This is a genomic window from Sphingomonas metalli, from assembly GCF_014641735.1.
Taxonomy (GTDB): Bacteria; Pseudomonadota; Alphaproteobacteria; order Sphingomonadales; family Sphingomonadaceae; genus Sphingomonas; species Sphingomonas metalli.
Genome location: NZ_BMIH01000001.1, coordinates 453671 through 467759, shown reverse-complemented (window position 1 = coordinate 467759; position 14089 = coordinate 453671). Strand labels below are relative to the sequence as shown.

The window sequence follows — 14089 nt, the reverse complement described above, 5'->3', positions numbered from 1 at the left end:
CCGGATTAGCGGGGCGGATGATGGCGGTGATATGTGGCTCGATGATGGCGGTGGGAGAGCGGGCGAGACAGACTTGCCATTCTTCACCGTTCGCCCTGAGCTTTGCTCTTTGGCGCTCCGTCCGTGGCAAGAAAGGCAGTGCTTCGACAAGCTCAGCACGAACGGAAGGTTTAAGGCCACCCGGCCGCACGTTCAGCGGCGCCGCAGCCGTATCCGGCCACGGCGCCGCTGCGATCACGCCGCCAGCTTGCGCAGCACGTACTGGAGGATGCCGCCGTTGAGGAAGTAATCCAGCTCGTTGACGGTATCGATCCGGCAGCGGGTGGCGAAGGTCTCGGTCGAGCCGTTCGCGCGCTTCAGGGTGACCCCGACCTCCTGGCGCGGGCGCAGGCCGGCGACATTGTCGATGGTGAAGGTCTCGTCCCCGGTCAGCCCCAGCGTCTCGCGGGTCACGCCCTCGGCGAACTGAAGCGGGAGGACACCCATGCCGACGAGGTTCGAGCGGTGGATGCGCTCGAAGCTTTCGGCGATCACCGCGCGCACGCCCAGCAGGTTGGTGCCCTTCGCCGCCCAGTCGCGCGACGAGCCGGTGCCGTACTCCTTGCCCGCGACGACGACGAGCGGGGTGCCGTCGGCCTTGTGGCGCATCGCCGCGTCGTAGATCGCCATGACCTCGCCGTCATAGCGGGTCATCCCGCCCTCGACGCCCGGCACCATCTCGTTCTTGATGCGGATATTGGCGAAGGTGCCGCGCATCATGACTTCGTGGTTGCCGCGGCGCGCGCCATAGCTGTTGAAGTCGGCGCGGCTGACCTGATGCTCCTGCAAATAGCGGCCCGCGGGGCTGTCCGCCTTGATCGAGCCGGCTGGCGAGATGTGGTCGGTGGTGATCGAGTCGCCGAGGATCGCCAGCGGCTTCGCCTCGATGATGTCGGTCACCGGCGCCGGGGTCATCTCCAGCCCCTCGAAATAGGGCGGGTTGGCGACATAGGTCGAAGCGGCAGGCCAGCTATAGGTCGCCGAGCCGGTGACGTTGATGCCCGACCATTTGGCGTCGCCCTGATAGACGTTGCCGTAGCGGCTGCGGAACATCTCGTCGTCGATGTTCGCGTTCATCAGCGACACGACCTCGTCGTTCGACGGCCACACGTCCTTCAGATACACGTCCTGCCCGTCGCTGCCCTGGCCGAGCGGCGTTTCGTGCATGTCCTCGGTCACCGTGCCCTTCAGCGCATAGGCGACGACCAGCGGCGGGCTGGCGAGGAAGTTGGCGCGCACGTCGGGCGACACGCGGCCCTCGAAGTTGCGGTTGCCCGACAGGACCGAGGCGGCGACGATGTCGTTCTCGTTGATCGCGGTCGAGATCGGGCCGGGCAGCGGACCCGAATTGCCGATGCAGGTCGTGCAGCCATAGCCGACGAGGTTGAAGCCCATAGCGTCGAGGTCTGCGGTCAGTCCGGCCTTGTTCAGATAGTCGGTGACCACCTGCGATCCGGGGGCGAGCGAGGTCTTCACCCAGGGCTTCGGCTTCAGGCCCTTCTCGCGCGCCTTGCGGGCGACGAGGCCGGCGGCGACCAGGACCGAGGGGTTGGAGGTATTGGTGCAGCTGGTGATCGCGGCGATCACCACGTCGCCGTCGCCGATGTCATGGCCGCGCTCCGCGACCGGCACGCGCTGCGCCTGCTCCTTGCTGTAGACCTTGAGGAGGTCGCCGTTGAACACCTCGTCGACCTTGCCGAGCGACACGCGGTCCTGCGGGCGCTTCGGGCCGGCGAGCGAGGCGGTGACGGTCGCCATGTCGAGCTCGAGCGTGTCGGTGAAGATCGGGTCGGGCGCATCCTGGTCGCGCCAGAAGCCGTTCGCCTTCGCATAGGCCTCGACCAGCGCGATATTCTCCTCCGACCGGGCGGTCAGGCGCATATAGTCGATGGTGCGCTCGTCAATCGGGAAGAAGCCGCAGGTCGCGCCATATTCGGGCGCCATGTTGGCGATCGTCGCGCGGTCCGCGAGGGTCATCGAGGCGAGGCCGGGGCCGTAGAACTCGACAAAGCGGCCGACCACGCCCTTCTTGCGCAGCATCTGGGTGACGGTGAGGACGAGGTCGGTCGCGGTGATCCCCTCCTGCAGGGCGCCGGTCAGCTTGAAGCCGACGACCTCGGGGATCAGCATCGAGACGGGCTGGCCGAGCATCGCCGCCTCCGCCTCGATCCCGCCGACGCCCCAGCCGAGCACGCCCAGGCCGTTGACCATGGTGGTGTGGCTGTCGGTGCCGACCAGCGTGTCGGGATAGGCGATCGTGGCCGAGCCCTGCGCATGCTCGCCCGTCTCGGCCGAGGACCAGATCGCCTGACTGACATATTCCAGATTGACCTGGTGGCAGATGCCGGTGCCCGGCGGCACGACCTGGAAATTGTCGAGCGCCTTCGATCCCCATTTCAGGAACTCGTAGCGCTCGCCGTTGCGCTGATATTCCAGGTCGACATTGTCCTCGAACGCCTTGGGCGTGCCGAACTCGTCGACCATGACCGAATGGTCGATGACGAGGTGGACGGGGACCTGCGGATTGATCTTGGCCGCGTCGCCGCCGAGCTTGGTGATCGCGTCGCGCATCGCGGCAAGGTCGACCACGCAAGGGACACCGGTGAAATCCTGCATCAGCACGCGGGCCGGGCGATACTGGATCTCGCGGTTCGAGCGCGCGTCCTTCTGCCAGTCGATGATCGCCTGCACGTCCGCCTCGGTCACGGTCACGCCGTCCTCGAAGCGGAGCATGTTCTCGAGCAGCACCTTCATCGAGAAGGGCAGGCGGCTGATGTCGCCGTACTTTTCCGCCGCCTTCGCGAGGCTGAAATAGTCGTAGGTCTTGCCGCCGGCGGTGAGGGTCGAGCGGGTCTTGAGCGTGTCCTGGCCGATGGCGGTCATGTGCATCCTTTGCCTGTTGCGCCATCGGGCTCGTCAGGGGCGGCAGGGCCGCGGGGCCGCGAAGACGTCGGGGAGGTCTGAATGGGGGCGCGATAGCAGTGGTCGCGGGGGAAGGGAACCGCTCCAAGCCATGAGAATGGATCGCAATGCCGCGGCCGACGTTGCGCTGGTAAGATCATCCCTTGGAGACAGCAGATGGCGGACGATACGACGACCGGCGCGGGCGCCGAGCAGATGAAGCAGGCCGCCGATCAGGCCCAGCGCGGCTTCGAACAGGGCTTCGCCGATCCTGCACGCCGCGCGGGCGAGGCGATGCAGCAGTCCGGCCAGAAGATGGCAGAAGGCGGCTCGGCGATCGGGCTGCGCATGATCGAACAGGCGGAGGAGAATACGCAGCAGGCCTTCGCCGCGATGCGCGCCGCGGCCCAGGCCAAGGACCTGTCGGACGTGATGCGGATCCAGGGCGACTTCCTGCGCGAACAGGGCAGCCGCTCGATGGCGCAGGCCCGCGAGATCGGCGAGATGATCGTCCAGTTCGGGCGCGACGTGGTGACGCCGATCAAGGATGCGCAGGGTTGAGGTGAGGGGGGGCGAAAAACGCCCTCCAGCTTCCCGTTCGCCCTGAGCGCAGTCGACGGGCGTGCGACTCACCTGTGCTTCGACTGCGCTCAGCACGAACGGTCGGAGGAAAGCCGCCTGTATCAAACGTCGCCCCAGCGCAGGCTGGGGCCTCTCGCGGCTTATGTCTCGAGCCAGCAACGGGAAATCCCAGCTTTCGTTAGGATGACGTTCGGTTCAGTTCGGATCGATCGGGTCTATTGCTCCGCCTCGACCCGGGGCGCGCCGTTCGGATAGACCGGCTTCGGCCCCTGCGCCGTCGCCTCCAGCGAGGAGTCGCCCCCCACCACCCGGTACAACGTCACGCGGTTGCTCGCCGCAACGAGCTGGGTTGCGACATAGTTGCGCTGGGCGCTGTAGAGCTGGCGCTGGGCGTCGAGCGTGTTGAGGAAGGGCGTGATGCCGCCGCGATAGGCGGCGTCGGTCAGGCGGAGCGTATCGGCCGCAGCGGTGGCGAAGCGCCGATTGGCGGCGAGCTGGTCCGCGATCGTGCCCTGACGCGCCAGGGCGTCGGCGGTCTCGCGAAAGGCGCTCTGGATCGCGCGTTCGTAGGTAGCCAGCGCCAGGTCGCGCTGCGCCTCGCTGACCTGCACGTTGGCGATGCCGGCGCCGCCGCGGAAGATCGAATAGGATACGGACGGCGCGACCGAGTAGCTGAAGGCATCGCTGCTGAAGAGCGAGGTGAGCGCGGTCGAGGCGAAGCCGACCAGCCCGGTGAGCGAGATCCGCGGGAACAGCGCCGCGCGCGCCGCGCCGATCTGGGCGTTGGCGGCGCGGAGTTCATATTCGGCCTGGACCACGTCCGGCCGTCGCAACAGGATGCCCGAGTCGAGACCCGCAGGCAGCTCGACCACCGTCGCCGCGGCGCGGTCGATCGTGTCGGGCAGCAAGGCCGGATCGATCGGGGCGCCGACGAGCAGCTGGAGCGCGTTGACGTCCTGCGCGACGGCGGTGCGCTGCTCCGCCAGATCGGCTTCGGCGGTCGCCAGGATCTGCTCGGCCTGGGCGACGTCGGTGCGCGGCGCGATGCCGCCCTCCACGCGTGCGCGGGTGAGCTGGACCGACCGGCGCGCCGAGACGGCGGTATCCTGCGCGATCTTGAGCAGCGACTGGTCCGCCGCATAGGCGAGCCAGGCATCGGCGATGTCGCCGACCAGCGTCAGCCGGGTGGCGCGCGCGGCGGCCTCGGTGGAGAAATACCGGTCCAGCGCGGCGCGCGACAGGCTGCGGATACGACCGAACAGGTCGAGTTCGAAGGCGGTGACGCCGATCTGCGCCGACCAGGCGCTGCGGCCGCTGCCGGAGGTGACGATCGTGCCGGTCCCGCCATTGCCGGTACCGGTTCCGGTTCCGGTTCCGGTATCACCGGTTCCGGTGCCCGTCCCGGTGCCGCCGGTCCCGGTGCCGCCGGTACCCGTGCCGCCGCTGCCCGTGCCCGTGCCGGCGATCGTCGTCGCGCCCGAACCGCCGCCCGAGCGCGAATAGCGGCCGGTGGCGTCGACCTGCGGCAGCAGGCTGGCGCGCTGGATGCGATACTGGCCGCGCGCCGTCTCGATATTGGCGGCGGCGATGCGCAGGTCGCGATTGTTGACCAGGGCCTGCGCGATCAACCGCTGGAGCCGGACGTCGGTGAACACCGACGGATAGGTGATGGCCGGCAGCGCCGCCTCCGACTGGCGGAGATAGGCGTCGCCGATCGGCCAGGACGGCGGCACGGGCGCTTCCGGCCGGACATATTTGGGCGCGAGCGAACAGGCGGACAGCGCGGTCGCCAGGGCGAGCAGGCTGGCCGTGGAGCGGCGGCTCATCGTGCACCCTCCGGCTGGTGCGGGCCCTGCGGCTCGGGCGGGCCATAAGGTTCGCCGTCCTCGTCGTGGCCATGGCCGCCGCCGCGATGGCCGGTGGGGCGGCCACGCAGCTTGGCGAGGCCGTCGCGGACGCCGCGGCGGACGAGGACGAAGAAGAGCGGGATGTAGAAGATGGCGAGGAAGGTCGCCGACAGCATGCCGCCGATCACCGCCGTGCCGATCGCGATGCGGCTGTTGGCGCCCGCGCCGGTCGAGATGGCGAGCGGCAGCACGCCGAAGATGAAGGCGAAGCTGGTCATCAGGATCGGCCGGAGACGGATCTTGGCCGCCTCCAGCGCCGCATCGATAACCCGGGCGCCCTTACGCTCCGCCTGTTCGGCGAACTCGATCATCAGGATCGCGTTCTTCGCCGCCAGCCCCATGGTCGTGAGCAGGCCGATCTGGAGATAGACGTCGTTGGTCAGCCCGCGCAGCGTGACGAAGGCGATCGCGCCGATCAGCCCGAGCGGGATGATGAGCAGCACCGCGAACGGAATCGACCAACTTTCATAGAGGGCGGCGAGGCACAGGAAGACGACGACGATCGACAGGCCGTAGAGGATCGGCGCCTGGCCCGAGGACAGCCGCTCCTGATAGGAGAGGCCCGCCCAGGCGACCGAGGTGCCGGGAATCTGCGCGGCGAGTTCCGCGATCCGCGCCATCGCGTCGCCCGAGCTGTAGCCGGGCGCGGCGGAGCCCTGGAATTCGAAGGACGGGATGCCGTTGAAGCGCGACAGGGTGGTCGGCGCCGTCCCCCAGTCGATCGTCGCGAAGGAGGAGAAGGGCGCCATCTGGCCGTTCGAACCCCGCACGAACCACTGCTTCAGATCGTCCGGCGCCGAGCGATAGGGCGCGTCGCCCTGGACGTAGACGCGCTTGACGCGGCCGCGGTCGATAAAGTCGTTGACATATTGCCCGCCCCAGGCGGTCGTCAGCGTCGAATTGACGGTGGTCTGGGTCAGGCCCAGCGCGGCCAGCTTCTGCTGGTCCATATCGACCTGGAGCGTGGCGATGTCCGGGAGCTCGGTCAGGCGGACCGAAGACAGCATCGAGTCGGCATTGGCGAGCGCCAGCAGCTTGTCGCGCGCTGCATCGAACTGCTCCTGCGTCAGCCCGCCGGTATTCTGCAGCTCCATGGTGAAGCCGTCGGACTGGCCGAGGCCGCGGATCGCCGGCGGGACGAGCGCGAAGACCTGGGCGTCGCGCAGCCCGCGGAACGCGCCAGAGGCGCGCTGGGTGATCGCGTCGGCGGTGTTTTCCTTGCCCTTGCGATCGGCCCAGTCGACGAAATTCAGGAAGCCCTGACCAGTATTCTGGCCGCTCGCGCCGCCGCCGCCACCGCCGGCGACGGTGAACATCACCCCGACATTCTTGCCTTCATATTGCGCGAAATAGCTTTCGACCTGACGCTGGACCTCGAGCGTGCGGTTCTGCGTCGCGCCGGCGGGCAGGCGGAACTGGACCAGCGCGGAACCCTGGTCCTCGGTCGGCAGGAAGCCGGTGGGCAGGCGCAGGAACAGCACCGCGAGCAGCGCGACGAGCCCGGCATAGATGATCAGAAAGAGCCATTTGCGCGCCACCGTGTACTTGACGCCGGCGACGTAGCGCTCGACGCCGCGATCGAAGGTGCGGTTGAACCAGTCGGCGGACTTCGTCCCCCAGCCGGCGACGCGCGGAAAGCGGCGCTTCAGCCACGCACCTTCCTCCGCCTCCCTGGCCTTCTGCTTGAGGAGCGAGGCGGTGAGGGCGGGGGAAAGGATCAGCGCGACCAGCACCGACAGCACCATCGCCGAGACGATGGTGATCGAGAACTGGCGATAGATGACGCCGGTCGACCCGCCGAAGAACGCCATCGGCAGGAACACCGCCGACAGGACGAGCGCGATGGCGATCAACGCGACGCTGATCTCCTTCATCGACTCGATCGTCGCGTCGCGCGGCGACATGTCGGGATTCTCTTCCATCAATCGCTCGACATTCTCGACGACGACGATCGCGTCGTCGACGAGCAGGCCGATGGCGAGGACGAGTCCGAACAGGGTCAGCGTGTTGATCGAGAAGCCGGCGAGGTAGAAGACCGCAAAGGTGCCGAGCAGCACCACCGGCACCGCGATCGTCGGGATCAGCGTGGCGCGCCAGCTTTGCAGGAAGACGAACATGACGATGACGACGAGGATCACCGCCTCGATCAGCGTCTTGACCACTTCCTCGATCGACAGCTCGATAAAGGCGGTGGTGTCGTTGGCATAGGCGACCTTCAGGCCCGCCGGAAATCCCTTGGAGACGCGGCTGATCTCGGCCTTGACCAGCTCGGCGGTCTTGAGCGCGTCCGCGCCGGGGGCGAGCAGCACGGCGATACCTGCGCCGGGGTGGCGGTTGATCCGGCTGACCGAGGCGTAGCTCTCCGCGCCCAGTTCGATGCGCCCCACGTCGGAGAGGCGCACCGTCGCGCCCGAGGGGAGCGTCTTGACGATGATCTGGCGGAACTGCTCGGGCGTCTGGAGGCGCGACTGGGCGGTCACGGTCGCGTTGAGCATCTGGTCGGGCGCGGACGGAAGCCCGCCGACCTCGCCCGCCGCGACCTCGGTATTCTGTGCCTGGATCGCGGCGGTGATGTCCGACGGGATCAGCGAATAGCTCGCCAGCCGCTCCGGATTGAGCCAGATGCGCATCGCATATTGCGAGCCGAAGACGTTGGTGTCGCCCACCCCCGGCACGCGGCCGAGCGGATCCTGGAGGTTGGAGACGAGGAAGTCGCTGACGTCCTGGTTGGTGCGTTGGTCGGTCTCGTCATAGACGCCGGCGATCAGCAGGAAGTCGGGGTTCGACTTGCGGACGACGAGGCCCTGCTGCTGTACCTGCTGCGGCAGGCGCGCGACCGCCTGCTGGACCTGATTCTGTACCTGCACCTGCGCGATGTCGGGATCGGTGCCCTTGTCGAAGGTGGCGGTGATCGTCACCTGCCCGCGGCTGGACGAGGAGGAGCTGAAATAGAGCAGCCCGTCGATGCCGGTCAGCTGCTGCTCGATCACCTGGGTGACCGAATTCTGGAGCGTCTGGGCCGAGGCGCCGGGGAAGGTGGCGCGCACCGAGACCTGCGGCGGCGCGACGTCGGGATATTGAGCGATCGGCAGTCCCATGATCGCGCCGGCGCCCGCCATCATCACGATGATCGCGAGCACCCATGCGAAGATGGGACGGTCGATGAAGATGCGGCTGAGCATCGGGTGTCAGCGCGCCCCGCCGCCGTTGCCGGTGCCGCCGGCCTTGCCCTGGCCCTGCGGCTGCTCGCCCTGCTTAGGCGGGGCGACCTGCTGCGGCGCGGTGGCGGGGACGGGGCGGACCGCAGTACCGGGGCGCAGCTGCGCGTTGAGCCCCTGCGTCACGACCTTGTCGCCCGTCTTCAGGCCGTTGGTGACCACCCAGTAGCGGCCCTGCGTCCGCTCGGCGGTGACGGTCTGCTGGCGGACCTTGTTGTCGGCGCCCACGACCATCACCGTCGCATTGCCCTTCGGATCGCGCGAGACGGCCTGTTGCGGGACGAGATAGGCGGACGTATCGATCGCCTGGGCGAAGCTGGCGCGGACGAACATGCCCGGTAGCAGCAGCCCCTGCGGATTGGGGAAGCGCGCCCGCAGCGTGACGGTGCCGGTTTCCTGATTGACGATCGTCTCGGCGAACTCGACCGAACCGGTCTGGCCATAGTCGCTGCCGTCCTCGAGCTTCAGCCGGACGCGCGCGGTGGCGGGCACGACCCCGCCGCTGGCGAGCGAGCGGCGCAGCGACAGGAGGTCGGCGGCCGACTGCTGGATGTCGACGAAGATCGGGTCGAGCCGCTGGATCTGCGCGAGCGGATCGGTCTGCGTCGCCGAGACGAGCGCGCCGACGGTGAAGAGCGACCGGCCGATGCGGCCGGTGATCGGCGCGGGCACGGTGGTGAAGCGCAGGTTGATCCGCGCCGTCTCCAGCGCGGCGCGGGTCTGGGCGACTGCGGCATTGGCCTGCCGCGCCTGCGCCACGGCGTTGGTATAATCCTGCTTCGAGATCGCCTCGATCTGGGCGAGCGGGCGGTAGCGGTCGGCGAGGATCCGCGCCGCTTCTGCCTGCGCCTGCGCGCTGGCGACGTTGGCGGAGGCCTGGTTGGCGGCGGCGCGATAGAGGCGCGGATCGATCTCGTAGAGCGGCTGGCCGCGGCGGACGACCGCCCCCTCGGTAAAGAAGCGGCGGCGGATGATACCCGTCACCTGCGGTCGCACGTCGGAGCTTTCGAACGCCGTGACGCGCGCGGCGAGCTCGGTGACCAGTGCCGCGCTGGTCGGCTGGACGACGACATAACCCACCTGGGGCGGGCCGCCGCCGCCGCGCTTCGCATCACCCTTCTGGGCTTTGTCGCCGCCGCTGCCGCATCCCGCCAGCAGCGCCGTCGCGATCAGGGCCATGGCCGGCCGTCCGAGTCGGTTGCCTCGCGCCAATTGCGATCGTTTCCTTCATGCCGAAGCGCCGGGCAGAACAGCCCGGGCGATGCAGGGCGAATGCACGAGGACTATGTTGGTTGCCAAGGGCGCAGATGTAACAATTTGTCGCCATCGCCACATTTTGCACCAGGAACCGCCATGACCGATCAGGATGCCGATGCCGATGCCGACAAGGCCGCCGCCGCCGCCGCCGCCGTGGCGGAGGTGCAGCCGGGGATGCTGGTGGGGCTGGGGACCGGCTCCACCGCGGCGCATGCCATCCGCCTGCTGATCGAGCGGGTGGCGGCCGGCCTGCGGATCGAGGCGGTCGCGACCTCCGCCGCGTCGGCGGCGCAGGCGGAGGCGGGCGGCATCCGGGTGCACGACTTCGCCGATGTCGCGCGGGTCGACCTGACGATCGACGGCGCCGACCGGATCGATCCGCGGCTGTTCGCGATCAAGGGGGCGGGCGGTGCGATGCTGCGCGAAAAGATCGTCGCCGCCGCCAGCCGACGGATGGTGGTGATCGCGGACGGATCGAAGTGGGTCGAGGCGATCGGCGGCGCCCCGGTGCCCGTCGAGATCCTGCCCTTCGCGCGTGCAAGCGTCGCCGCGCAGCTCGGCGACTCGGGCGCGTTGCGGATGACCGGGGACGCACCTTACCGCACCGACAACGGCAATCTGGTCATTGACTGGCATGTCGCGCTGGACGATCCCGCGGGTCTCGCCGCCCGCCTCGATACGATGCCGGGCGTCTTGGGGCACGGATTGTTCCTGACCGAGGTCGATGCCGCATATATCGTGCGCCGCGGCGTCGTTACGCGACTGGAACGCAGGCCGTTGTCCGACTAAAGGCGAAACCCGAGCCGCGGATCGCGCGTTCCCCTGTAGACCAGCACGAGGCCCTTTTCCCATGTCCGATACCCAGACCGCCGCCCCCCATGCGGACGCGTCGTTCCGCGAAGACGGCAGTCCCGATCGCCTGACGATCGACACGATCCGCACCCTGTCGATGGACGCGGTGCAGAAGGCGAATTCGGGCCATCCCGGCACGCCGATGGCGCTCGCGCCGGTCGGTTATGCGCTCTGGGCGAAATATCTGCGCTACGATCCCCGCCACGCCGACTGGCCGAACCGCGACCGCTTCGTGCTGTCGGTCGGCCATGCCTCGATGCTGCTCTACAGCCTGATCCATCTGGCCGGCATCGAGGAGATCGATGCCGAGGGGAACAAGACCGGTCGCGAGGCGGTGAGCCTGGAGGATATCGAGCAGTTCCGCCAGCTTTCCTCAAAGACGCCGGGGCACCCCGAATATCGCCACACCACGGGTGTCGAGACGACGACCGGTCCGCTGGGCGCGGGTTGCGGCAATTCGGTGGGCATGGCGATCGCCGAGCGCTGGCTGGCGGCGCGCTACAACAAGCCGGGATATCCGGTGTTCGACCATGACGTCTACGCGCTGTGCGGCGACGGCGACATGATGGAGGGCGTGGCGAGCGAGGCGGCGAGCCTGGCGGGCCATCTCAAGCTGTCGAACCTCTGCTGGATCTACGACAGCAACCACATCTCGATCGAGGGCGGCACGGACCTCGCCTTCGACGAGGATGTCGGCCTGCGCTTCAAGGCCTATGGCTGGAACGTCATCCATGTCGACGACGCCAACGACGTCGCCGCTCTCTCGAAGGCGTTCGACGCCTTCCGCGCGACGCAGGACAAGCCGACGCTGATCGTCGTCCATTCGGTCATCGGCTGGGGCAGCCCGCGTGCGGGCACCGAAAAGGCGCATGGCGAGCCGCTGGGCGAGGAGAATGTCCGCGCGACCAAGCGCGCCTATGGCTGGCCGGAGGACAAGAGCTTCTACGTGCCGGAGGGCGTCACCGAGCATTTCCGCGAGGCGATCGGCGGGCGCGGCGGCAAGCTGCGCGACGAGTGGGTGGCGATGGTCGACCGCTATCGCAGCGAATATCCCGAGCTCGGTGCCGAGCTCGACCTGATGCTGAAGGACAGGCTGCCCGACGACTGGGACGCCGGCATTCCCGAATTCCCGGCCGACGCCAAGGGTCTCGCGACGCGCGACTCGGGCGGCAAGGTGCTCAACGCGCTGGCGGCCAAGGTGCCGTGGCTGGTCGGCGGATCGGCCGATCTCGCGCCGTCGACCAAGACGGACATCAAGGGCAAGGACAGTTTCGAAGCCTCCAATTACGGCGGCCAGAACTTCCACTTCGGCGTGCGCGAGCATGGCATGGGCGCGGTGGTGAACGGCATGGCGCTGTCGCACCTCAAGGCGTACGGCTCCACCTTCCTCGTCTTCGCCGATTACATGCGCCCGCCGATCCGCCTGTCGGCGATTATGGAGCTGGGCTCGGTCTGGGTCTTCACCCATGATTCGATCGGCGTCGGCGAGGACGGGCCGACCCACCAGCCGATCGAGCACCTCGCCTCGCTGCGCGCGATCCCCGGGCTCGACACGATCCGGCCGGGCGACGCCAACGAGGTCGCCTGGGCCTGGCGCGCGGCGATGGACAATAGCGGCACGCCGACGGTGCTCGTCCTGTCGCGCCAGGCGATGCCGACGCTCGACCGCACCACCTATGCCTCTGCCGAGGGGGTGATGAAGGGCGCCTATGTGCTGGCAGGCGCGGAAGACCCCGAGGTGATCCTGATCGGTACGGGCAGCGAAGTGTCGATGGCCGTCGCGGCCTATGAGAAGCTGACCGCCGAGGGGGTGAGGGCGCGGGTCGTCTCGATGCCGAGCTGGTATCGTTTCGAGCTGCAGGACGCGGCGTACAAGGAGAGCGTCTTCCCGGCGAACGTCACCGCGCGCGTCGCGGTGGAGATGGCCGGATCGATCGGCTGGGACCGCTATGTCGGGACCAAGGGGCGCACCGTCACCATGTCGACCTTCGGCGGCTCCGCCCCGATCGCCAAGCTGCAGGACAAATACGGCTTCACCGTCGACAATCTCGTCAAGGTCGCCCGTGAAGCGATGGAGAACAAGTGATGGGCACGCTGAACGATCTCTCCGCCGCCGGCACCGCGGTGTGGCTGGACTTCGTCGACCGCAAGTTCCTGGAGGCCGGCGGCCTCGAAAAGCTGGTGCAGGACGATTCGCTGACCGGCGTCACCTCCAACCCGTCGATCTTCGAGAAGGCGATGGGTCATGGCGACGCCTATGACGACACGCTCGCTGCCTATGACCGCGAGCATCCGGGCGCGGCGACGATCGACCGGTACGAGCACCTGGCGATCCAGGACATCAAGGCCGCCGCCGAGACGCTGAAGCCCGTTTACGACCGGCTGGGCTCGAAGGACGGCTATGTCAGCCTGGAGGTGTCGCCGTACATCGCCGACGACACCGACGCGACGATCGCCGAAGCGCGCAAGCTGTGGGACGCGGTCGACCGCGAGAACCTGATGATCAAGATCCCCGGCACCCCCGCGGGCGCGCCGGCGATCGCGGCGACGATTGCGGCCGGGATCAACGTCAACGTCACGCTGCTCTTCTCGCAGGACGCCTATATCAAGGTCGCCGAGGCCTATGCCATGGGGCTGGAGGAGCGGGTGCGGCAGGGGCAGCCGATCGACCGGATCGCCTCGGTCGCCAGCTTCTTCGTCAGCCGGATCGACACGGTGATCGACAAGAAGATCGACGAGCGGGTCGCGGCCGGCAATGCCGAGGCGGAGGCGCTGAAGGCGCTGCGGGGCAAGGTCGCCATCGCCAACGCCAAGCTCGCCTATGCCTGGTACCAGGACTTCGTCGCGTCGGATCGCTGGCAGGCGCTGGCCGCCAAGGGCGCGCAGCCGCAGCGGCTGCTCTGGGCGTCGACCGGGGTGAAGGACCCGGCTTATCCCGACACGCTCTATGTCGACACGCTGATCGGGCCGGACACGGTCAACACCATGCCGCCCAAGACCATGGACGCGTTCCGCGAGCGCGGGACGGTGGCCGAGACGCTGACCCAGGACGTGGACGGTGCGCGTCACGTGCTGGCCGAGGCGGAGCGGCTGGGCCTCGACCTCAACAGCGTCACCGACACGCTGGTCGAGGAGGGCGTCGCCTCCTTCGCCAAGGCGTTCGACGATCTGCTCGGGTCGATCGCCGCCAAGCAGCCGGCGACCGCCTGATCGCGGCGACGGTGCGGGGCCGCCGCGTCCCGCACCGCGCTCGTCGTGGGAAACCGCGGCGCGTCTGACGGGTTATCCCACGCGGGAGTGCTCCGCGGCGGTCGCCCGGAGTGTCGGGCAGCA

General features: G+C 68.4%; 8 protein-coding genes. 4 read left to right on the top strand and 4 right to left on the bottom strand.

Going from position 1 to position 14089, the window contains the following annotated elements:
• Positions 1 to 234: 234 nt before the first annotated feature.
• On the bottom strand, positions 235 to 2922 hold the full coding sequence (gene acnA / locus IEX18_RS02560; protein WP_188657084.1) for an aconitate hydratase AcnA: 2688 nt from the start codon (positions 2920 to 2922) through the stop codon (positions 235 to 237).
• 195 nt (positions 2923 to 3117) lie between these two features.
• Between acnA and IEX18_RS02555 the strand changes: the two genes are divergently transcribed.
• Positions 3118 to 3501: a phasin family protein gene (locus IEX18_RS02555; protein WP_188657083.1), complete on the top strand. Its 384-nt coding sequence runs from the start codon at positions 3118 to 3120 to the stop codon at positions 3499 to 3501.
• 236 nt (positions 3502 to 3737) lie between these two features.
• Here IEX18_RS02555 and IEX18_RS02550 read toward each other — a convergent pair whose 3' ends face one another.
• The 3 genes from IEX18_RS02550 to IEX18_RS02540 are packed head-to-tail and all read right to left on the bottom strand — an operon-like array spanning position 3738 to position 9826.
• A complete protein-coding gene (locus tag IEX18_RS02550) occupies positions 3738 to 5348 on the bottom strand; it encodes an efflux transporter outer membrane subunit (protein ID WP_188657082.1) in 1611 nt (536 codons plus the stop codon).
• Positions 5345 to 8611, bottom strand: coding sequence for an efflux RND transporter permease subunit (locus IEX18_RS02545; protein WP_188657081.1), 3267 nt, complete (start codon positions 8609 to 8611; stop codon positions 5345 to 5347). The genes IEX18_RS02550 and IEX18_RS02545 overlap by 4 nt, the downstream gene beginning before the upstream one ends.
• A gap of 6 nt (positions 8612 to 8617) precedes the next feature.
• Positions 8618 to 9826: an efflux RND transporter periplasmic adaptor subunit gene (locus tag IEX18_RS02540; protein WP_188657080.1), complete on the bottom strand. Its 1209-nt coding sequence runs from the start codon at positions 9824 to 9826 to the stop codon at positions 8618 to 8620.
• A gap of 174 nt (positions 9827 to 10000) precedes the next feature.
• Here IEX18_RS02540 and rpiA point away from each other — a divergent pair, with 174 nt between their 5' ends.
• The 3 genes from rpiA to tal all read left to right on the top strand — a co-directional run bounded on the left by rpiA (position 10001) and on the right by tal (position 13966).
• The gene (rpiA, locus tag IEX18_RS02535) at positions 10001 to 10693 is read left to right on the top strand and encodes a ribose-5-phosphate isomerase RpiA (protein ID WP_188657079.1); all 693 of its coding nucleotides are present in this window, start codon (positions 10001 to 10003) and stop codon (positions 10691 to 10693) included.
• A gap of 61 nt (positions 10694 to 10754) precedes the next feature.
• Complete coding sequence (gene tkt, locus IEX18_RS02530) at positions 10755 to 12842, top strand: transketolase (protein WP_188657078.1); 2088 nt, start codon at positions 10755 to 10757, stop codon at positions 12840 to 12842.
• The gene (tal, locus tag IEX18_RS02525) at positions 12842 to 13966 is read left to right on the top strand and encodes a transaldolase (protein ID WP_188657077.1); all 1125 of its coding nucleotides are present in this window, start codon (positions 12842 to 12844) and stop codon (positions 13964 to 13966) included. Before tkt ends, tal begins: the two co-directional genes overlap by 1 nt.
• Positions 13967 to 14089: the final 123 nt, after the last annotated feature.

What these genes read in the sequence shown, in the direction of transcription:
- IEX18_RS02545 (WP_188657081.1), bottom strand. Translation starts at nt 8,611, where the DNA reads ATGCTCAGCCGCATCTTCATCGACCGTCCCATCTTCGCATGGGTGCTC.
- rpiA (WP_188657079.1), top strand. Translation starts at nt 10,001, where the DNA reads ATGACCGATCAGGATGCCGATGCCGATGCCGACAAGGCCGCCGCCGCC.
- IEX18_RS02540 (WP_188657080.1), bottom strand. Translation starts at nt 9,826, where the DNA reads ATGGCCCTGATCGCGACGGCGCTGCTGGCGGGATGCGGCAGCGGCGGC.
- tkt (WP_188657078.1), top strand. Translation starts at nt 10,755, where the DNA reads ATGTCCGATACCCAGACCGCCGCCCCCCATGCGGACGCGTCGTTCCGC.
- tal (WP_188657077.1), top strand. Translation starts at nt 12,842, where the DNA reads ATGGGCACGCTGAACGATCTCTCCGCCGCCGGCACCGCGGTGTGGCTG.
- IEX18_RS02550 (WP_188657082.1), bottom strand. Translation starts at nt 5,348, where the DNA reads ATGAGCCGCCGCTCCACGGCCAGCCTGCTCGCCCTGGCGACCGCGCTG.
- acnA (WP_188657084.1), bottom strand. Translation starts at nt 2,922, where the DNA reads ATGACCGCCATCGGCCAGGACACGCTCAAGACCCGCTCGACCCTCACC.
- IEX18_RS02555 (WP_188657083.1), top strand. Translation starts at nt 3,118, where the DNA reads ATGGCGGACGATACGACGACCGGCGCGGGCGCCGAGCAGATGAAGCAG.